The sequence below is a fragment of the Salinimicrobium soli genome (genome assembly GCF_048323655.1).
GTDB classification, from domain to species: Bacteria; Bacteroidota; Bacteroidia; order Flavobacteriales; family Flavobacteriaceae; genus Salinimicrobium; species Salinimicrobium soli.
Window position 1 is genome coordinate 88364 of the sequence record NZ_JBLUWW010000006.1, and the last position, 20627, is coordinate 108990.

The 20627-nt window shown below is 40.4% G+C and carries 21 protein-coding genes; 9 read left to right on the top strand and 12 right to left on the bottom strand.

The genetic code is table 11. The features are described from left to right. Positions 1-100: 100 nt before the first annotated feature. From tpiA to ACNORC_RS14070, 6 genes are all read left to right on the top strand, one after another. Entirely contained in the window at positions 101-856 is a 756-nt protein-coding gene (tpiA, locus tag ACNORC_RS14045; protein ID WP_418336297.1) for a triose-phosphate isomerase, read from the top strand. Continuing rightward, the gene (prmA, locus tag ACNORC_RS14050; RefSeq protein WP_418336298.1) at positions 857-1699 is read left to right on the top strand and encodes a 50S ribosomal protein L11 methyltransferase; all 843 of its coding nucleotides are present in this window, start codon (positions 857-859) and stop codon (positions 1697-1699) included. Between the two features lie 21 nt (positions 1700-1720). Next, on the top strand, positions 1721-1996 hold the full coding sequence (locus tag ACNORC_RS14055) for an ATP-dependent Clp protease adaptor ClpS (protein WP_418336299.1): 276 nt from the start codon (positions 1721-1723) through the stop codon (positions 1994-1996). Positions 1997-2182: 186 nt separating this feature from the next. Continuing rightward, complete coding sequence (locus tag ACNORC_RS14060) at positions 2183-3319, top strand: hypothetical protein (RefSeq protein WP_418336300.1); 1137 nt, start codon at positions 2183-2185, stop codon at positions 3317-3319. 27 nt (positions 3320-3346) lie between these two features. Next, complete coding sequence (locus ACNORC_RS14065) at positions 3347-4972, top strand: BCCT family transporter (RefSeq protein ID WP_418336301.1); 1626 nt, start codon at positions 3347-3349, stop codon at positions 4970-4972. Then, a complete protein-coding gene (locus ACNORC_RS14070) occupies positions 4969-5826 on the top strand; it encodes a universal stress protein (RefSeq protein ID WP_418336302.1) in 858 nt (285 codons plus the stop codon). Before ACNORC_RS14065 ends, ACNORC_RS14070 begins: the two co-directional genes overlap by 4 nt. On the opposite strand, the gene ACNORC_RS14075 is transcribed toward ACNORC_RS14070, so the two are convergent. The 7 genes from ACNORC_RS14075 to ACNORC_RS14105 form a co-directional block, all read right to left on the bottom strand. Next, a complete protein-coding gene (locus tag ACNORC_RS14075; RefSeq protein ID WP_418336303.1) occupies positions 5827-6513 on the bottom strand; it encodes a site-2 protease family protein in 687 nt (228 codons plus the stop codon). It abuts the gene before it with no gap. A gap of 316 nt (positions 6514-6829) precedes the next feature. After that, positions 6830-7837: an amidohydrolase family protein gene (locus tag ACNORC_RS14080; RefSeq protein WP_418336304.1), complete on the bottom strand. Its 1008-nt coding sequence runs from the start codon at positions 7835-7837 to the stop codon at positions 6830-6832. Positions 7838-7981: 144 nt separating this feature from the next. Further along, on the bottom strand, positions 7982-8611 hold the full coding sequence (locus ACNORC_RS14085; RefSeq protein ID WP_418336305.1) for a hypothetical protein: 630 nt from the start codon (positions 8609-8611) through the stop codon (positions 7982-7984). A gap of 110 nt (positions 8612-8721) precedes the next feature. Continuing rightward, positions 8722-9774, bottom strand: coding sequence for a sensor histidine kinase (locus ACNORC_RS14090; RefSeq protein WP_418336306.1), 1053 nt, complete (start codon positions 9772-9774; stop codon positions 8722-8724). A gap of 1 nt (position 9775) precedes the next feature. Then, complete coding sequence (locus ACNORC_RS14095; RefSeq protein ID WP_418336307.1) at positions 9776-10933, bottom strand: FIST signal transduction protein; 1158 nt, start codon at positions 10931-10933, stop codon at positions 9776-9778. 14 nt (positions 10934-10947) lie between these two features. Next, a complete protein-coding gene (locus ACNORC_RS14100) occupies positions 10948-12105 on the bottom strand; it encodes an FIST signal transduction protein (RefSeq protein WP_418336308.1) in 1158 nt (385 codons plus the stop codon). Between the two features lie 14 nt (positions 12106-12119). Beyond that, a complete protein-coding gene (locus tag ACNORC_RS14105; RefSeq protein ID WP_418336309.1) occupies positions 12120-13259 on the bottom strand; it encodes an FIST signal transduction protein in 1140 nt (379 codons plus the stop codon). A 752-nt stretch (positions 13260-14011) separates the two neighbouring features. On the opposite strand from ACNORC_RS14105, the gene ACNORC_RS14110 reads away from it, so the two are divergent. Continuing rightward, positions 14012-15067 carry an IS110 family RNA-guided transposase gene (locus ACNORC_RS14110; RefSeq protein WP_418336310.1) on the top strand — a complete coding sequence of 352 codons (1056 nt, stop codon included), beginning with the start codon at positions 14012-14014 and terminating at the stop codon, positions 15065-15067. 325 nt (positions 15068-15392) lie between these two features. Here ACNORC_RS14110 and ACNORC_RS14115 read toward each other — a convergent pair whose 3' ends face one another. Beyond that, positions 15393-15710 (bottom strand): hypothetical protein, encoded by a 318-nt coding sequence (locus ACNORC_RS14115; RefSeq protein ID WP_418336311.1) that lies wholly within the window; start codon positions 15708-15710, stop codon positions 15393-15395. Positions 15711-16016: 306 nt separating this feature from the next. Here ACNORC_RS14115 and ACNORC_RS14120 point away from each other — a divergent pair, with 306 nt between their 5' ends. After that, entirely contained in the window at positions 16017-17072 is a 1056-nt protein-coding gene (locus tag ACNORC_RS14120) for an IS110 family RNA-guided transposase (protein ID WP_418336310.1), read from the top strand. 321 nt (positions 17073-17393) lie between these two features. Here the strand turns inward: ACNORC_RS14120 and ACNORC_RS14125 are convergent, their stop codons facing one another. The 4 genes from ACNORC_RS14125 to xerA form a co-directional block, all read right to left on the bottom strand. After that, positions 17394-17828, bottom strand: coding sequence for a hypothetical protein (locus ACNORC_RS14125; protein WP_418336312.1), 435 nt, complete (start codon positions 17826-17828; stop codon positions 17394-17396). Between the two features lie 155 nt (positions 17829-17983). Beyond that, entirely contained in the window at positions 17984-18289 is a 306-nt protein-coding gene (locus ACNORC_RS14130; RefSeq protein ID WP_418336313.1) for a hypothetical protein, read from the bottom strand. 125 nt (positions 18290-18414) lie between these two features. Continuing rightward, positions 18415-18732 (bottom strand): hypothetical protein, encoded by a 318-nt coding sequence (locus ACNORC_RS14135; RefSeq protein WP_418336314.1) that lies wholly within the window; start codon positions 18730-18732, stop codon positions 18415-18417. Positions 18733-18823: 91 nt separating this feature from the next. Continuing rightward, positions 18824-19948: a site-specific tyrosine recombinase/integron integrase gene (xerA, locus tag ACNORC_RS14140; RefSeq protein ID WP_418336315.1), complete on the bottom strand. Its 1125-nt coding sequence runs from the start codon at positions 19946-19948 to the stop codon at positions 18824-18826. An 85-nt stretch (positions 19949-20033) separates the two neighbouring features. On the opposite strand from xerA, the gene ACNORC_RS14145 reads away from it, so the two are divergent. Further along, positions 20034-20411, top strand: a complete 378-nt coding sequence (locus ACNORC_RS14145) for a hypothetical protein (protein ID WP_418336317.1) — start codon at positions 20034-20036, stop codon at positions 20409-20411. Positions 20412-20627: the final 216 nt, after the last annotated feature.

Sequence of the window (20627 nt, forward strand, 5' to 3'; positions counted from 1 at the left end):
CTGTAGGATTAACCCTATGAATACAGCCGATGTATTTTAGTATAGTTTTAGCTATGCCTTCAAAAAATGAATATTATATTATCCAATAAAATCTAAGTACATGAGAGACAAAATAGTAGCCGGAAACTGGAAAATGAATAATGACCTGGCAGAGACAGAAGACCTGTTATCGAAAATAAAACTGGAATGGGAAGGAACGGAGGGAGTTCGCGTTATCGTTGCTCCTTCATTCACAAATCTGCATCACGCTTTTGAATCATTGCGAGACACGCAGGTTGAAGTGGCTGCCCAGAATATGAATCAGCATGAAAATGGGGCTTACACAGGTGAAGTTTCGGCGAAAATGCTCACAAGTATTGGGATAAAGACTGTGATCCTGGGTCACAGTGAAAGACGAGCAATTTTTAAGGAGACCGATGAGGTCCTGGCAGAGAAGGTGAATACTGCTCTTAAAAATGACATGGAAGTGATCTTCTGCTGTGGAGAGGAACTAAAAGAAAGAAAAAACAATGACCATTTTGAGGTCGTAAAAGGGCAACTCGAGAACGGATTGTTCCATATCTCTGAGGAGGCGCTTGAAAAAGTGGTTGTAGCGTATGAACCGGTCTGGGCTATTGGAACGGGTGAAACTGCCTCTCCGGAACAGGCTCAGGAGATGCATGCCTTTATTAGAAAGAGCATAGAAGAAAAATACGGAAAGGATAAAGCAGCGGAAGTAGCTATTTTGTACGGCGGAAGTGTAAAACCTTCCAATGCTAAAGAGATCTTCGCTAAAGAAGATGTGGATGGTGGTCTCGTAGGAGGTGCCAGTTTGAAGGCTGAAGATTTTTTGGCAATTGCGCGAGCGTTTAATTAAATGAAAATGAATTACCTGGAGTTTAGATTTGTAGTGGAACCGGCACAACCGGCCTCAGAGATCCTTATCGCAGAATTGGGATTGGCGGGCTTTGAGAGTTTTGTCGAGAATGAAGATGGAATAACTGCATACATTCCGAAGGAGGAATACGAAGCAGAAAACATGACGGGAATACATATTCTCCAGTCACAGGAATTTGATATTTCCTATACCTTAAAGGAAATTGAGCAGGTCAACTGGAATGAAGAGTGGGAAAAGAACTTTCATCCTATCTTGGTGAATGAGGAATGCGGGGTACGTGCTCCCTTTCATCCTAAACCGGAAGTTACCTACGATATTGTTATAGAGCCAAAAATGTCATTTGGTACCGGGCATCATGCTACCACCCATATGATGATCCAGTTTTTACTGAAAAGTGATCTTAAAGGAAAGACTGTGCTCGATATGGGCTGCGGAACGGGAGTATTGGCAATTGTAGCCGAAAAAAAAGGAGCAGCCTCAGTAGATGCGATCGATATTGACAACTGGTGTTATCAAAACACCCTTGAAAACGTGGAAAGGAATGAGTGTTCAAGAATTTCTACTTTTGAAGGTGCTTCAGAATTACTCCAGGGAAAAAATTATGACACAATAATTGCTAATATTAATCGTAATATCTTACTGGAAGACATAGAGACCTATAGTTCCTGTCTTAATGAAAATGGGGAGTTATATCTAAGCGGCTTTTACGCCAAGGATATTCCCGCTATTCGAAAGGAATGTGAGGCACACGGATTAGTATATGATGATTACCTGGAACGGGAAGAATGGGTGGCTATAAGGTTTCTGAAAAGAAAAGAATAAAGCTATTGTAAAGAGAGGATTATGAGTACGAAGGAGAAAGTTCTTGAGAAAAGAAAGGTTGAGAGTAAAGAGTCGAAGCTTCATGAGATCATTTTGTACAATGATGATTACAATACTTTTGACCATGTAATAGAAACGTTGATTATTGCCTGTGACCATACCCCGGAACAGGCAGAGCAGTGTTCCATTTTGGTGCATTACAAAGGTAAATGCTCTGTCAAGACAGGAACCTATGAAGACCTGGAACCGCGCTGCGGAAAATTACTGGAAGAAGGCTTGTCGGCTGAAATAGTTTAATACCGTAAAACTGAAGTGAAAAGGTCCGTAAATAAATTACGGGCCTTTTTGTTTTAATCTGGTTAAAGTTCCAGAATCTTTATACATTAAATACTGGAGGATTAGACTCTTAACAATATTTTATAGGTAGATAGACTTTCTTTTCCTGCTATTAGATTTAAATTGAAGGTTAATCAACCGTTATCCATGAGAGATTCACTTCGAAACCTGTGGTTTGTAATCCTTTGCAGTAGTTTTTTTGTCCAGGGCATGAAGGCGCAGGAGACTCCAGAAGTAGATCTTGGTGGTGCCTTGCGCTTCAATTATAATCTTTCTTCCTGGAAACCTGAACAAAAGAAAAGAGGAGGTGATTTTGGCTACGATATGTTCAGGATTAATGCAATGGCTGCTTACCGGGGAATTTATGTCAATGCAGAATACCGTCATTATTCCGAAGGGTTTGGAGGAGGTATGCTGAAGCAGGGATGGTTTGGTTACAAATTCAACGAAGAGGAAGAAATTCAGTTAGGATTAACCCAGGTGCCTTTTGCAATCCAGCAGTATAATTCCCATAACTGGTTCTTTAACCTGGGCTATTATATGGGTTTGGAAGATGATCATGACATGGGTATTAAATTTATCCATAATTCAGAAAACTGGGAGTATCATATAGCTTATTTTAAAAATGCTGAAGAGCTGAGGTTCGGAGATGTTTCAGCCGTTTCCGCCAGCAGGTATTCCTATGATGTAGCGGGTAATAATAAAGAGGTGCACCAGGGTAACCTTAAGTTTTTGTATAAATGGGGTGAAAACTTGAAGTCGCAAGTTGGAGTGTCAGGCCAATATGGTGGTCTTTATAATATTAACACCAAAAAGACCGGTAATCATCACGCTCTTGCCGTTCATTATGAGGCTGATTATAAATTATGGAATCTCAAGTCTGAAGCTATACTCGTTTCCCATAATCCTAAAAATGAGAAAGGTGTTTCCGAAGAGATCATTGTGATGGCTGCTTATGGAGCCCCTTATGAAGTAGCTTCCGACTTCAATCTTTATACTATAGCCGTTTCCCGTGACCTGCCGGTCAATTGGGGTCCTGTGTCGAACCTGCAATTCTACAATGATTTCGGATACATGCAGAAAAGGGAAGGATCTTTCGAAGACTCTTTTATGAATGTTACGGGGGTGCTGATAACTGCCGGCAATCTCTATACTTATGTGGATTATGCTGCCGGTTATAATCATTCCTGGTTAGGGGGCAATTTCGTAGATGATTTTGCCGCTGGAAATCCCGATGCCAAATGGGAGGCGAGGTTCAATATCAATTTCGGATACTACTTCTAAAGTTTAAACGAATAAAAAACACCAGTTATGACTAAAAAAATTATCAGGAGTGACGAGAGAAAGTCGATCATGGGATTAGAGGTTAACGGTCCGGTGTTTTTTTCTTCATCCATTATTATTATCATAAGTATTGCTTTGACATTGATCTTCCGGGACCAGGCTGAAGGATATTTTGATTCCATTCAGGCTTTTGTCTCCAATAACGGCGGATGGTTCTTTGTCTTGTGTGTTAACATCTTTCTCATTTTTGTCCTCTATCTGGCCTTCAGTAAGTTTGGATCCATTCGAATAGGAGGTAAGGACGCGAAACCCGAATTTAAAACCCTCTCCTGGTTTGCTATGCTTTTTAGTGCGGGAATGGGAATTGGTCTATTGTTCTGGAGTATTGCCGAACCTGTTACCCACTTTCTTAATCCTCCTCTTACAGAAGGAGGAACTGCGGAGGCCGCTCAGGAAGCTATGAATTTCACCTTTCTACACTGGGGTTTCCACGCCTGGGGGATATATGCTTTAGTAGGTCTTTCTCTTGCCTATTTCACATACTCTCATGGACTTCCACTCACTATTCGTTCCGTTTTTTATCCCGTTCTTGGTGATAAGATCTATGGTAAAAGAGGTGATATCATTGATATTTTTGCTGTTTTGGCTACTTTATTCGGATTGGCAACATCATTAGGGCTTGGTGTGCAGCAGATAGCCGCAGGTTTAGCCCACGTTTTTGGAATTGATAGTGGCATTACTACCCAGGTGTTGCTCATTGCGGGGATCACAGGTATTGCCACTGCCTCTGTGGTCCTGGGAGTGGACAAGGGGGTGAAATTGCTGAGTGAATGGAATATGAGAATTGCCGTTCTAATGTTATTAATGGTTGTAATTCTGGGCCCTACTATTTTTATTTTTCAATCTTTTGTTCAAAATACCGGTAGCTATTTTTATAGTTTTCTGGAAATATCCTCCTGGACAGAGAGCTATACAGGAAATAATTGGCAAAATGCCTGGACGGTATTTTACTGGGGCTGGTGGATCGCCTGGTCTCCTTTTGTAGGAATGTTCATTGCGCGAATCTCTAAAGGAAGGAGCATAAGAGAATTTATTTTAGGAGTACTTATCGTGCCTTCCCTCATTACCTTCTTTTGGATCTCTGCTTTTGGAAGTACTTCAATTCACCAGGCACTTTTAGGTAATGAAACGGTTGTGGAAGCAGTGGATGATAATGTGGCTACCGCTCTTTTTGTTTTTCTCGAGGGGTTTCCTTTTTCTACGGTCTTGAATATAATTGGAGTTGTTTTAATAGTAGGATTTTTTGTTACCTCGTCTGATTCGGGTTCCCTGGTAGTGGACAGCCTTACCTCTGGAGGTAAAATCGATGCACCTGTAGGACAGCGGATTTTCTGGGCATTGGCTGAAGGTACTGTAGCAGCTGTTCTCCTGGTTGGAGGAGGGTTACAGGCCCTGCAAACGGCTTCTATAGTCACCGGACTTCCATTTGCTTTCATCCTTCTGTTTATGTGTTATTCACTCTTTCTTGGGGTGCGGGATGAGTATCGTAAAGCGGAGGAGAAAAAGGCACAAAAGGAATTGGAGAGCTACGAAGAAGTTATCTCAGATATTATTAAAAAGAGGGGTAAGAATAAAGAAAATAACGAATTATGAAGACTATCAAAAATATACTTGTGGCCCTGGATCTTTCAGCTATAGATGAAAAACTCATTAAGTATTCTTCTTTTATTACTGAAAGGCTGGGGGCAGAAAATGTCTATTTTGTCCATAACATAAAGAAGTATGAGATTTCGAAACTTTTCGAAGAACATCTTAAAGATGTGAATCTTGATGAGGTGATTGGAGATGAATTGAATGAGAAAGTGAAGCAACATTTTTCAGCCTCAGCTAACTGGGAAGTATTGATCTCTGAAGATCCCTACAGTGAATCCCTGCTTAAATATATCGTTGAGAAATATTCAATAGACCTGGCTATTGTAGGAAACAAAAAGCACGAAAAAGGAACTGGAGTGGTAAGTGGAAAATTACTCCGCTTACTAAAGTGTGATATATTGGCCGTGCCTGCAAAGGCGCAAGAGAAAATAGATGTTATTTGGGCTGGAACCGATTTCTCTCAGGACTCGCGAAAGGTATTCAGGATTACCAAAGAATTGCAGGAAGGAAACAATGTACTCTTGAAAGTAGTTCATGTCTATAGCGTGCCTGTACAATTTTCTCCCTATGTTTCTCCGGAATCTATGGGATCGAAAGTGGAAAAGCATGTAAAAGAAAAGTTTGACAAATTCTTAAAAAAACTGAATTATTCCGAAGCGATCGAACCTCTCATCTTTATGGGGAGAGAATCGGGAGCTGCACAAAAAATACAGGCTAATATTATGGACTCGGATGCCGACTTGTTAGTCGTTTCAGATAAAGGTGGGAACACGTTCTCCCCATTTGCAGTGGGCACGGTGACCGAGGAGTTGTTCAATGCTAACCTGGAGGTACCTATCTGGGTTGTAAAATAACTATAGAGGGATTCTTGGATAATTCTGGACCTCTTTTTCAACCCCATCTTTGTTGTTGATGATAATACGGCTCGGCCTGTTATTTTTAGCAACATCCCTGGCTTTGTCCAGGGCTTCTTCTTCCTTTTCAAATTTTGCGATAAGTTCTTTATTTGGGTCCCAAACATGCCATTTTTCTTCGGTATTTTTCCATTGCACACGATATGTACGCTCCTGTATGATTTCTTCTTTGTTCTTTAGCAATTCGAGAATGATCTTACCATCACTGAAATTTCCGCCGGGATAGAGCATAGGCAGCAGGGCGAAGAATATGTAGTACATGGAGAAGTAGGTGAACTGATAGGTGAGCATTCCTGATTCCAATACCTTGTTTTCTACGAGTAGGATTACTGCAATTGTACTAATGAGATTGAACAAGGCGCCTCCCGAAAAAATAAGGATATTTGCCAGCTTCTCTTTGCGTTCTATGTTTTCAAAAGTGCAGAACCCATACCAGAAATAATACTGACGTATTTCAAGAATTCCCCTTGAAAAAACCGGCTTTCCACTTCCCACAATTATTCGAATATTCTTTGCACCCATGAGCCAGGCAAAGAAAACATGCCCTGCTTCATGTAAAATTGATATGAGCGGCAGCACCAGGAAGAATGCCAGCAGGAATTTAGGAATGTCGTTAATGCCAAACATCTGTAATCATTCTAGATCAAATTTATGTTCTATTTCATAAGAATCCTGATCTGTAAAATCAGAAATTTTTTATTCTCTTTTTCTTTACAGCTATAAAATGAAAATAATAATATTGATATGTAAAAAACTCATTTCAAAAATTGCTTACAACGGTCTCGGCTATGAGTAGTTGAGTGGGCTGGCACTTAACTTTGCAAGTACACACTAAACTGAAAATTCGCGAGCTGCGAAGATTCGGGGTTCAGAAGTAGGCGAAAAGAAGCAATTACTTATAGCCATTGTTATGCAGCTGGCTTTAAGTTTTGTCAAACTAAATTTATTTCCCATGGTGTCTGGCAATTTCTTCTTTGCTTAGCCTTAAGAAACGAGCTGCATTGTTATAGAAGATATCTCGTTTTTGTGATTCGGATAAAAATGGCGCTTTATTGATTACCTCAATTGATCGTTCAATCACTCCGGGCCACACCATTTGGTCAGAACCAAACATTACCCGATTTCCAAAACCAGCATCAAATATAGCTTTCAACCAATTGTAAAATGCCTCTCTTGGCTGAGTGAAAACTATGACACCTATGTCAAGATGCACTTGTGGATGTGCATATAACAATGTTAAAAGGTCGTCTATCATTGGGTATCCACCATGCATAATGTATAACCTTAGTTTAGGGTGTTTTACTAAAACTTCTTCCAGGCTCAGCGGGCTGTGCATCCTGGCCCGATAATTTGTTGCACCTAAATAAATTACACCTGGTGGACCTGGACCCACGTGAATACCAACTGGTATATCCAATTCTTCTGCTAATTTAAAATATGGTTCAAGCCTTTCATCATCAGGTGATATTCCAGCATATTGGGTAGTAAGTTCACCCAATACCATTAAATTTCCATGCTTGTGCATATTCCTCAATGAATCAGTTGATGGGGTATTTGGGCTTATCGACATTTCGATAGCAGGGTATAAACGGTCAGGCATCTTTGACCTCCATTTAGCTACTCTATCTGGTTGGCCACTCAAGACACCATAAATGTTTAATCTTTCCAACACATCAAGAGTTTCGTTCATCAACTCATCATCTGTTTTTGGCGACCAAACAGGATTAGAGCAAGGAGGTTCTTTAAGCATTTTCATGAATACTTCGGAATACGGTTTAGCAGGATCCCAAACCGGCATAGGGTTTATTGGTGTACAAATACCTACTGGTGGCGGTCCTTGCCCATCTACAGGATGAGCATGTAATTGCATATCGATTATGGGAAGGTTCAGCTGGCCAAATACTAGTTGGCTACAGAATGAGATTGTTAAAAATATTATACTTGTTTTCATAAAGAGATGTTTTAAGTTTTGTGATCCCAGTCAATGAGCTGCTGCATAACGTCCCCGGTCAACGCAAGTAGCGGAGTTAGAGACGCAGATTTATCTGTTAAATAGTATTTTTATAGGTAATAAAAATGACATTTTTGAGAGGTATTATGGTTGTAAAGCCAGGTTAAGTAAGCTGTCAATATAGGTTTGTTGAGAACGTGAAAATTCGGTTTCCCTCCGACTTTTATACATGTAATCGTAGGGTATTGAATCTCCTTTATAAAAGTATTTACCACTAACATGACCGGTACCTATCCAGCTATCGGGAGGTAAGATGCCTATATCGTCTCTTTTAAGCAATGATGGATCCAGGTGTACGATGTTGTCGTTTATTAGCAGCTCTTTGCTAAAGAGACCTTTTTTTGTGAAGCGGCCCATGGAATTCTCCCGGGCATCATAGAGTACGAAAATGTAATCCTCATCGGTTGTTATATGAATATCGGTGCTGCTATTCGCATAATTAATTAGTAAATAACCACCGGCGAGAAATACCAATTCTGCTATTAGAACAATGTAATATGAAACCTGATTCTTTATGAGGAACCGGTCTAAAGCGTACAGGATCGCGATAAGAAGTGTGACAGGAACAACTATAATGGGAAAAATTATTGCAGGACTCTCAACAGTAAAACCCAGATAGATAGCATAAATAGCAATAACAATGCTAAAAGGCGTCACCACCGTTAACGGGGTAACAGGGTAAAACCATGATTTAAGTTTCTTTAAAGTAGCCATAGCCTACTTTAATTGGTTCCTTACTTAAAGTTACAAAATTAGGCTCGAATTATGTTTTTCTTTTGTACGCTTCTTGAGAAGTTATTGGTGATTTTCATCCTGTGATGGGTTTAATTTTTGATCCTGGCGGCAGGAAGTGAAAAGACAAACACGCTGCCATTGCCTTCCTCGGTTTCGACGTTCAATTCCCCGCCGTGGGCCTTGATGATATCGTTTGTAATACTCAGTCCCAATCCCGTTCCCTGAGTACCTTTCTTTGTAGTAAAAAAAGGCTGCAGGATTTTATTTTTTATCTCAGTGGCTATACCCGGACCGTTATCTTCTATTTCAAAAGTGATTTTATCGCCCTCTAATTTGGTGCGTACGGAGAGTTTGGGCGTATAGCCGTTAACATTAGCTTCTGAATTCTGAAGAACCTTCTCCCTCATCGCGTCAAAAGCATTACCACACAAATTTAAGATCACACGGGAAAAATCTTCGGCTACAAGTGGTACCTCCGTGATGTTTTCATCAAGTTGAAGGTCAATATCCACGTTGATAGCTTCTTTACCGGCCCTCATACCGTGAAAGGCCAGATTAACATACTTCTGGATTAGTGGGTTGAAGGGGGTTGGCTCCATTTTTCCATCTCCACCACGGGAATGTTGAAGCATGGAAGTCACGATCCCGTTAGCACGGGTGCCATGTTCGTGTATCTTGGACAGATTTGCCTTTACGTCTTTTAGAGTCGCCAGGATCTCTTTTTTGGCATCGGAATCATCCACCTTTACCACCTCTTCAAATGCTTCATCGATAAGTTCGCTACTTAGTTCGGCGAAATTATTTACAAAATTTAGAGGATTCTTGATCTCATGGGCAATACCTGCAGTGAGTTGACCCAGGGAGGCGAGTTTTTCTTGCTGGATGAGCTGCTCCTGTGTGGCTTTAAGGACCGTTAAGGCTTCTTCTACAGCTTTCCTTTTCTGCTCCAGTTCTTCGATAGTCTCTTCCAGAAGGATGGCCGTGGTTCGTTTTACTTTCTCGGTGCGGTCAAGCTTAAAAATCAAAATCTGAAGTTCTCTGTCAACAGCTTTTAAAGCCTTAAGAGCAGACTCCTTATGTTCTGCAGACATGTTAGGATCTTGCTGAATGAGGTCGTTAACGGTTTCCAGATTTTTATCCATTCTATTTTTCTTTTAATGCTACCCAACAACATGCACCGGAGAGATATTCCTGTTTTCCTCCGGGGGTCCGTCCGTATTCTCCATACGTAAAGAAGCCCGCCATTGGGGCATTCCACACCTCGGCCAAACCTTCATTTTCGACCGTAACCAGTGGACCTAAGACCGGCGGCCTGCCAGCACATGAAAAAATAAGCAGGGCATCAGCATCGGTGCCATTTTTATCTTTAAGTTCACTTGCTCTACTGGTGATTTCTTCAGAAATATCAAAATCCGGTGGTACCGTAAACCAAAACTCCGTTCCTTCCGGCATTTCTGTGTCCATTTTAAGCGCATGCTCTTCAGCATTAATGCTCAACGGACTCCTTATAACCGTTTCGCCTGAGGCTCTTTTCACAATAAAAGGGTAGTAAATGGATAGATCTTTAAAGATATCAAAACTCTCATCACCCAGCTTTTCGGCCTGTCCAAGATACGTATAGTACATTTCGACGGCAGGTTTGCCATCAATAGCATAAAGCAGGTTGCCCTTGCTCTTTGTTACCCTTCTTGAAATTCCCATCGGTTTCCATCCGGTGATGGCCATTCCATTGAGCGATACCTTATCAGCATCAAAAACGATAGCAGCCAACCCGAAATCAGTTTCTCCTTGATTGGTAAACAGGTAGGATCCCGAAAACGTCCAATCGTCGCCTGCCATACCGCCGAAGTATATTCGATCAGGGTCAATGTATTCGTTAATCCTGTTGATGAAAGTCTCGCCGTCAAAATATTCTCCCTCAACAGTCATTCCTGTGCTGCAAAGAATAAGTGATGGATTACTAAATTGGTTTTTGGCAGCAATGGCCAGGTTTGAAGCGGTATCCCGCAGGTTTTTACCCCTTATATTTTCAAAAAGAATTTTGTAATGTTCTTTTGATAAATCTAAAAGCAGCATGACAATTTCCCCTTCTGTTTGGAGACCGTTTATAAACTCTCCACAGGAAGTAGCACCAAATACATCGATGTTTTTGGAATCCATCAATTCGCAGATGGCATTTCTGTCGTGTTTAATAGACATGAAGATTATGGCCAGCGTTGGTTTAAATCCAGTGTCTATGGCTTGATTCAACGCTTCCCGGATATCAGCGACTGACTTGCCATGTATTGATTTTGCTTTCATAGAAATAGATCTTTTTAATTTTCTTTTAAAGCTACCCAACAACAGGTGCAGGAATGATATTCCTGTTTTCCACCGGGGGCCCGTCCATATTCTCCATATGTAAAGAAGCCCGCCATTGGGGCATTCCACACCTCGGCCAAACCTTCATTTTCCACCGTAACCAGTGGACCTAAGACCGGGGGCCTGCCGGCACATGAAAAAATAAGCAGGGCATCAGCATCGGTGCCATTTTTATCTTTAAGTTCACGCGCTCTCTCGGTGATTTCCTCAGAAATATCAAAATCAGGAGGTACTGTGAACCAAAACTCCGTTCCTTCCGGCATTTCTGTGCCCATTTCAATCGCATGCTCTGTATTATTAATGCCTAACGGACTCCGTAAGGTCGTTTCGCCCGAGGATTTTTTTACAATAAAAGGGTATGGGATGGATAGATCTTTGAACATATCAAAACTCTCATCCCCCAGCTTTTGGGCCTGACCGAGATACCTATAGTACATTTCGACGGCAGGCTTACCATCAATGGTATAGAGTAGATTGCCTTTGCTCTTGGTTACCCTTCTTGAAATTCCCATTGGTTTCCATCCGCTGATGGCCATTCCAGTGAGCGATACCTTATCAGCATCGAGAACAAGAGCAGCCATCCCGAAATCGGTTTCCCCATGATTGGTAAACAGGTAGGATCCCGAAAACGTCCAATCGTCGCCCGCCATACCGCCGAAGTATACTCGATCAGGGTCAATGCTTTCGTTGATACTTTTGACGAAAGTCTCACCGTCAAAATATTCACCCTCAACAGTCATTCCTGTGCTGCAAAGAATAAGTGATGGGTTACTAAATTGGTTTGAGGCAGTACTGGCCAGGTTAGAAGCGGTTTCCCCCAGGTTTCTACCCCTCAAATTTTCAAAAAGAATTTTGTAATGTTCTTTTGATAAGTCTAAAAGCATCATGACAATTTCCCCCTCTGTTTGTAGATCGTTTATAAACTCTCCACAGGAAGTAGCACCAAAGACATCGATGTTTTTGGAATCCATCAATTTGCAGATGGCATTTCTGTCGTGTTTAATGGACATGAAGATTATGGCCAGCGTTGGTTTAAATCCACCATCTATGGTTTGATTCAACGTTTCCCGGATATCAGCGACTGACTTGCCATGTATTGATTTTGCTTTCATAGTAACAGATCTTTTTATTTTTCTTTAAGTGCTACGCAACAAGTGGTGAGATTGTGCATTTCCAGGTTGCCACCTGCCATCCGGCCAAGTTCGGAATTGGAAAACATCCCGACCATGGGTACATGCCAAACCTGCTTGATACCTTTAAGTTCAGCTGTCATCATGGGACCAAATGACAGGATCCTCCCGGCACAACTGAAGACAATAAGAGCATCTGCCTCGGGCATTTCCGTTTCTTTTAGATGTTGGACACCTTCGACTACCTTCTCCATCACATCCCAGTCGGGAGGCAGAGAAAAACGAATTTTTGAGCCTTGTGGAACAGATCCGCTTGTATAAAAAGAATGGTCACTCCAATCCACAACCAATGGCGGACGCATCACGGGATCGCCTTTCTCCCGTTGGAGTTGCAAAGGGAAATTAGCAGCAATTTCAATTAACAGATCCTTATTTTCAGGTTGCACATTTTCGAGCCCTCCGTACTTGGTCGTGATGTCCAGTGCCGGATGGTCATCAATGGTGAACACGTGATTCCCTTCACTCTTGGTTACCGTTTTCTCAGTTCCCACTGCCTTCCACCCGCAAGTGGCAATACCTTTAACAGCAACTTTGTCTTCATCAAAAGCTAGACAGATTAGACCATTGTTGCTAATGCTGTCATTTGTAAAAACAAAGGTTTCTGTGAAAGCATAATCGTCTCCTGCACCGCATCCAAAAGCATTGACATTATTCCCGATAACTTCTTCTATACCACGCAATATTTCCTCCCCATCTGCTGCAGGGTGGCTCACTCCGAATAGAAAGGCCGGATTAGGATACGTTGCTTTTACCTTATGGGCGAGTACCATCGCAACTTCTTTGTAGTTCTTATCGGGATATTCTTCAAGATAGATTCTGAAATGATCTTTATTGATGTCGAGCAAAAGCATTACTACAGATCCCTTCTGGGTTTCTTCATCGATAAACTCACCATTGGTCGTAACTCCAAATAGTTCTAATCCGGCATCATTCACTACTTTACCTAATGTTTCAAGATCCTGGTCAACAGAAGCGAACATGATTGCCAGGGTAGGAGAAAAGCCGTTGCCCAGGTGTTCCTCCAGGGCCTGCTTAATTTCTACAGTGGATTTTCCTATAATTGATTTTGCATTCATGACTTCTGTTTGTGGCGTTATAAATTAGTTTTCTTTTAGTGCTACCCGGCTTACCGTTGTTCCGTGAAATTCACATTGGCCCGAAGGTGCCCAATCTTCCTACACAGGAAAAAATTAGAAGGCGGACCAAAGTTCATGATCCCCCTTCATGTAAGCTTTCCAATAGGTGTCCGGCCATTCTTAAAGTTTAGTTTTTATTTGTTCAGTGATTTTCAGTTATATAAAATCTTTAAATGAATTCAGCCATCGCGATCATTTTGATTTAATGAAATGATCACTGACTGAAATAGTTGATCTTGCCAATAAATGACCTGGGGGAGAGTCAGTTAACCTGTTGTGTAGGAATAAAAATTATCACCTTCAAAGATGTCCTTTTGAAAAGGTGAGAAAGGTCAATGGGGTTCAGTAAGTACTCGCAAACAGTTACTTTTAACTAATTTAGTGAATTCTAGAGAAACTCAACAAGAATTAATCTGCTGTAAATAAGATTGTGAGGAGATATGCCGGAATAGACAGATAAAAGTACATTTTTTACTTTCTGAAAACTGGTTTTAGATTGATATGGGTACGTTCTATTATTTAAAAAATAGCGGATTGGGGAATGCACCCGACAGCTATAGGGAATAGCGTAAGTTATTAATTTAATGGTCTCAAAAATGTCATTTTTGAAGGATCTTCCGCTATTTGCTCGTTAGCATCAATGAAAAAGCAGTAATCAAGTATCTTTAAAATTCACCAAAAATTTAAAGATTATGAAAACTCAGATTACTGCTTTACCAAAGTTATTCATAGGGATTGACATCCACAAGAGAAGCTGGAAAATACACTGCAGCACAGATCTTTTTGCAGGTAAATCTTTTAGTATGCCTCCAGATCCTTATAAGCTACAGGGATATGTTCAAAAACACTTTCCAGATCATGAGGTCTCCACAGCGTATGAGGCGGGCTGTTGTGGTTATTCTGCCCATCGCACTTTTGAGAGCTTTGGATGGAGATCCCTAGTAGTAAATCCGGCAGATATTCACCGGAAGGGAAAAGAAAAGTATACTAAGACCGATCGTATCGATGCCCAGCTCATTAGCCGGGAATTGAAAGATGAGCGCCTGGAAGGCATTACTGTTCCCGATAAAGAACGAGAAGAGCTGCGCAGCCTCTTTCGCCGCCGCAATGAACTGGTCAAGGATCTCAGGCGCGTCAAATGTATGATCAAGATGCAGTTGCTTTATTTTGGGATTAAAGTTCCAGCGGAGTTTGATAACGACCACTGGAGCCATGCCTTTCGTCACTGGATCGATAGTCAGGAATTTAATTACCCTACGGCAAAGGAAACTATGTCCAGCAAAATGCGAAATTTTCGATTTGTGGATAAAGAACTCCGTGATGTTTCAAGTCAGCTAAGAGCTTACTGTCGTAAGCATTTCAAGAAGGATTATTACCTGCTTAGAAGCGTCCCGGGAATTGGAGGTATTGTAGCTGTAGGCATCATATCTGAACTGGGAGATCTCAGGCGCTTTAACAGCCTCAAACACCTGGCGGGTTATGTTGGCCTGGCCCCGGGAATTTATGAAAGCGGAGCCACTTCCAAATCTACAGGAATGAATCCACGGTGCCACAGGTTAATTCGATCTTACTTTGTGGAAGCTTCCTGGCAGGCTATCAGGACAGATCCGGTGCTGCAGGCTTATTATCGAAAACATTTAGGTAAGGACGTAAAAAAAATTATAGTCAAGGTTGCCCATAAATTACTGAGTCGCACCTTAGCCGTCATAAAAACCGAAACGCCTTATGAAATAGGTGTAGTAGCTTAAAAATTTAATCAATGATCAAGCTCAAATCAAATTAAAGTCTGTACCACAAAACAACGGTGGTGGCCATTGCGGACCACATTTTGTGTTAGCAAGTGGACAGGCTTATTTAACCAATCATAGAGATGCTGGTGGCGCTCATTAGAAGTGACCACAAATAGGATGCTGAGCGGGTTATTATAGCATTGAATTTCTATTGAAGCGGAGCTTCAACAAAAATTCAACGCGCTAAAAAACATAAACTATTGAAATAGAGAATTAAATACTAATTTTAGAAGAGAATCTGATTATTGCTTTTCATAGGAACCGATGTTGCCCGCAGTATTTTTTAGTTTTGGTAATTAAATTTCTTTCCGCCATCTTGAACTTCAATTTTCACAATACTGTCCATTGGAATTTCTCTTGTAAGGCTTTGAGCAAATCTGGAGCGACCTCCTTTTAAAGTGTCATTTTCCAGGATCACAGTATCAAAATAAAGAATATATTTTTTTCCGTTGCGATGTGTTATTCGCATTTCAATCGACGGTGAGTTCTCCAAATACATTTTATCACCGTTTTTGTCCAAAACTATAAGTCGGTTAATATTATTGGAAGAGTATTTAATATTTCTATAGAAAAGAGGATTATTTATTTCTACTTCTGTCATATTCCCAGACTTTGCTTCGATCATTTGTTCTCGGAAACTGTCAGGTGGAATAGTATAAGTTTTACAGGAAATAATCAGAAATAAAATGCTTAATCCGATTAATTTTGATGTCGGTTTTTTCATATTGTGTACAACGTCTCGAATAACGCAAGTTGCGGTTTTGAGACTTAAATTTGTCCGTTATAGACTACTTTTTAAAGGTAGTCAAAAATGTCATTTTTCGATGGTCAGCCGTTATTTGCTCGTTAGCATCAATGAAAAAGCAGTAATCAAGTATCTTTAAAATTCACCAAAAATTTAAAGATTATGAAAACTCAGATTACTGCTTTACCAAAGTTATTCATAGGGATTGACATCCACAAGAGAAGCTGGAAAATACACTGCAGCACAGATCTTTTTGCAGGTAAATCTTTTAGTATGCCTCCAGATCCTTATAAGCTACAGGGATATGTTCAAAAACACTTTCCAGATCATGAGGTCTCCACAGCGTATGAGGCGGGCTGTTGTGGTTATTCTGCTCATCGCACTTTTGAGAGCTTTGGATGGAGATCCCTAGTAGTAAATCCGGCAGATATTCACCGGAAGGGAAAAGAAAAGTATACTAAGACCGATCGTATCGATGCCCAGCTCATTAGCCGGGAATTGAAAGATGAGCGCCTGGAAGGCATTACTGTTCCCGATAAAGAACGAGAAGAGCTGCGCAGCCTCTTTCGCCGCCGCAATGAACTGGTCAAGGATCTCAGGCGCGTCAAATGTATGATCAAGATGCAGTTGCTTTATTTTGGGATTAAAGTTCCAGCGGAGTTTGATAACGACCACTGGAGCCATGCCTTTCGTCACTGGATCGATAGTCAGGAATTTAATTACCCTACGGCAAAGGAAACTATGTCCAGCAAAATGCGAAATTTTCGATTTGTGGATAAAGAACTCCGTGATGTTTCAAGTCAGCTAAGAGCTTACTGTCGTAAGCATTTCAAGAAGGATTATTACCTGCTTAGAAGCGTCCCGGGAATTGGAGGTATTGTAGCTGTAGGCATCATATCTGAACTGGGAGATCTCAGGCGCTTTAACAGCCTCAAACACCTGGCGGGTTATGTTGGCCTGGCCCCGGGAATTTATGAAAGCGGAGCCACTTCCAAATCTACAGGAATGAATCCACGGTGCCACAGGTTAATTCGATCTTACTTTGTGGAAGCTTCCTGGCAGGCTATCAGGACAGATCCGGTGCTGCAGGCTTATTATCGAAAACATTTAGGTAAGGACGTAAAAAAAATTATAGTCAAGGTTGCCCATAAATTACTGAGTCGCACCTTAGCCGTCATAAAAACCGAAACGCCTTATGAAATAGGTGTAGTAGCTTAAAAATTTAATCAATGATCAAGCTCAAATCAAATTAAAGTCTGTACCACAAAACAACGGTGGTGGCCATTGCGGACCACATTTTGTGTTAGCAAGTGGACAGGCTTATTTAACCAATCATAGAGATGCTGGTGGCGCTCATTAGAAGTGACCACAAATAGGATGCTGAGCGGGTTATTATAGCATTGAATTTCTATTGAAGCGGAGCTTCAACAAAAATTCAACGCGCTAAAAAACATAAACTATTGAAATAGAGAATTAAATACTAATTTTAGAAGAGAATCTGATTATTGCTTTTCATAGGAACCGATGTTGCCCACAGTTTTAATCCGTACGTATTATTTTATAATCAAATCGGTTTCCCAATAACCAACCCCATTTTCTTTTAAAGAAAGGATCTTTCATTTTAGTTTTCCGCTTTCCATTCTCCGAAAGAGGATAAATCCGATTGTTTTCAATTTCTAGGACTCGAGTTTGCATTGGTTTTTCAATTGTCGAAATGCTATCTCTTAAACTCATTGTTTTTGGATAATGCCAAATTATGTAATGATTTAAAATCAGTTGATTTTCTGTCATTTTATATCGTCCATACTCGCTCCACGACAAATCATATTCATTGGTCCATTTGAAAGTGCTGTCAGGATAAAGCTCAATGGTCTCTATCAGTATATTATCTCGTAAAACCCCTTGGTATATGATCGTATCCTGCGCAAATAAATTCAGTCCGTTTAAGAATATGAGAAAGTAAAATATTTTCAACGTCAGTTTTTTAAATTGTGGGCAACGTCTCGTATAAAAACAGTGCGAGCTGGCGAGCGTGATTGTCCGCAGGACAATCAGGCGTTGCAAGCGAGCACGGACTTTCGATTCGAGACAGGTTTTAGCATTTTTTTTATACGTTGTTACCCAAAGTTTTATTTTTTAAAGCTTATCCATAATTCGATTGAGAAAAAGAAAACTATAAGTAATTCGATTAGGTGAAACAACCATTTTGTCGGGATCAGTTTTATTAAAATAAAATCTACTATCAGACCTAAAAGTCCGAGTGAAATCAGTCCGATCATTCCCACCATTCCCCAACCTTCTTCATAAGTCAGAACTTTCCAATTAAGTAATGCAAAACCTAAACAGCCAAAAATGTAAATTAGGGAGTAGACTTTTAAAATTGTCAATTTTTTCAGTTGTCCGCTCACATCTGAGGTGGTTTTAAGAGTGCTCATTTTTCAAATTTTGGGTAACGTCCCGTATAAAAACAGTGCGAGCTGGCGAGCTTGATTGTCCGCAGGACAATCAGGCGTTGCAAGCGAGCACGGACTTTCGATTCGACACAGTTTTAGCATTGTTTTTATACAGTGTTGTGCAACGTTTTTTTAATTAGTTTCTTTCTTTTAATCAATAAATACGAAGCACCAAAACAGGCTGATAGTCCGAGTGCGAAAATAATAATCTGTTGTCTTTGTATCGTATTTTCTAATTTTTCAATATCCTTTAGCTTCGCTTCCTTCTCCGTTTTGGTCAGACGGTCAGAGTCAATTTCTACAAATGTCTTAGCGTGGTCAACCTGATATTTGTCAGTTATCATAGTTCCTAAAAATCCGACACCACTTAAAGGGATCAGCACGATACAAAGGATCAGCAGGAAAAAATAGACTATTTTATTCATTGTTTACGAATTCTCTTAATCGTCAGGTATAATGTTGCACAACGTACCAATAAATGCAGTGTTACATTTATATATACTTTGTCTTTACTAGCTAATCTAGGGGATTTTTGATCTTGAAAAAAATATTTGTGGCTACATGAGTATAAATTTCAGTGGTTTTAGTGCTTTTATGTCCCAATAATACCTGGATGTATCTTAAATCGGTCCCACTTTCCAATAAATGTGTAGCAAAAGAATGCCTTAACATATGAGGTGTTGTATTCTTCCTAACACCTGCTTTTCTCGCTGCTTCTTTAACTATTTTCACTACGCTTTCCGCAGAGTACTTAGCACCTTTGGGACCTTCGAACAAGTATTTCCTTGGTCTCCATTCCTTATAATACTTCCTTAGATCCTGGAGAAGTTTATCGGAAAGAATGGAATACCTTTCTCTATTCCCTTTCCCCGATCTTATTCTCACTACCATTCTTTGACTATCAATATCCCTCAACTCCAAATTAAGCAGTTCGCTTCTCCTTATTCCCGCAGAATATAAGAAGCTTACAATGCATCTATGCTTAATATTATTGGTGTGTTGGATAATGGCCAAAACCTCATCCTTAGCCAATACCTGTGGCAACTTCTCTTGCACTCTTGGCCGCTCAATAGCATAGAACCGGTTGGGCATTTCCAGCACAACTTCATAATAGAATTTTATTGAATTGATAGCTTGATTAATATAGGAATGGGAGCATCCATTCTGTATGAGTGTTTGAAGATAGGCTCTGATGTCATTTTCATTTATCTCATGAAGTTCTTTATCGTCAAAATAGTTCATATAAGCTTCAAAGCAAGAAACGTACGTCCTTACGGTGTTTATGGCGTAGCACTTTAGTTCCAGCTTTGCCAGGTAACTCTCTGGACATGATCTTTTACCTTCTGTAACTTCCCTATTGCGAAGAGCCTGGACATCTGGTGCCTCTGCATTTCTTCGGAAGCTGCTTTTGCTATAAAAATGATTACAATTGACCCAGGCAACTCCACGAAAGACGTTGAAGACCCGGTCCAGATTTTCTGTGGTATTTTTGATGTAATTCATTCTGAACTGTTCGCTCCATTTTACCCCCGGCAGATCCTTTACCAATGCATCCAGAACTTTATCCGAAAAATATTGTATCCCTACACATTTTTCCTCAGCCACCATCAAATGTTTCAATGTAACATATCTCTTTTCCATAGGTTTACTTTTTTATAAAAGTAATTTTATAGGAAACCTTAAGTGTCCATTATTCGTATATTATACGATTAAAATGACTCTAATAATGAAATCAGAAAAATTTTGCCTTGCGTGTAATGCCGAACTTCAGGGCAGAGCTGATAAAAAATTCTGTGATCCTCATTGTAAGAGTGCTTATCACTATGAAAAAGATCGTCGTGAAAACAACTTTTTCTTAAAGGTAGATCGTCAACTCAAGATAAACAGAAAGCTTCTGAGAGCCTTCAATAAAGCTGGCAAGGCCACGGTCAGATCACAAACTTTAATCGATCGCGGCTTTGATCCCAGTTATTTCACTCACTACTGGAAAAATAATAGGGGAGAGGTCTACCTGTTCGTCTACGAGTACGGCTTTCTTTCCAAAATTGAAAACGGAAAGAAAAAATACATCCTGGTGACCTGGCAACCCTATATGGAAAAGTAATTTACTCCTTTCTCTTTAAGGCAGCTCTCCGAATGCTGAGTCCCTTTTCTGCGTTAACTTATGCCACTACTTTTTGTAAAAAAAAGCATGGTGAAACCTCACTTTTTACCATACTGTTGTTCGGTCAATTGAGGGGTTTTTTAACTGTGTAATTTGCTGTAGAGGAAGGCTTGAAACTCTATTAAGCGCAGAAGCCTTGAGCAAACTCAGTTCTTC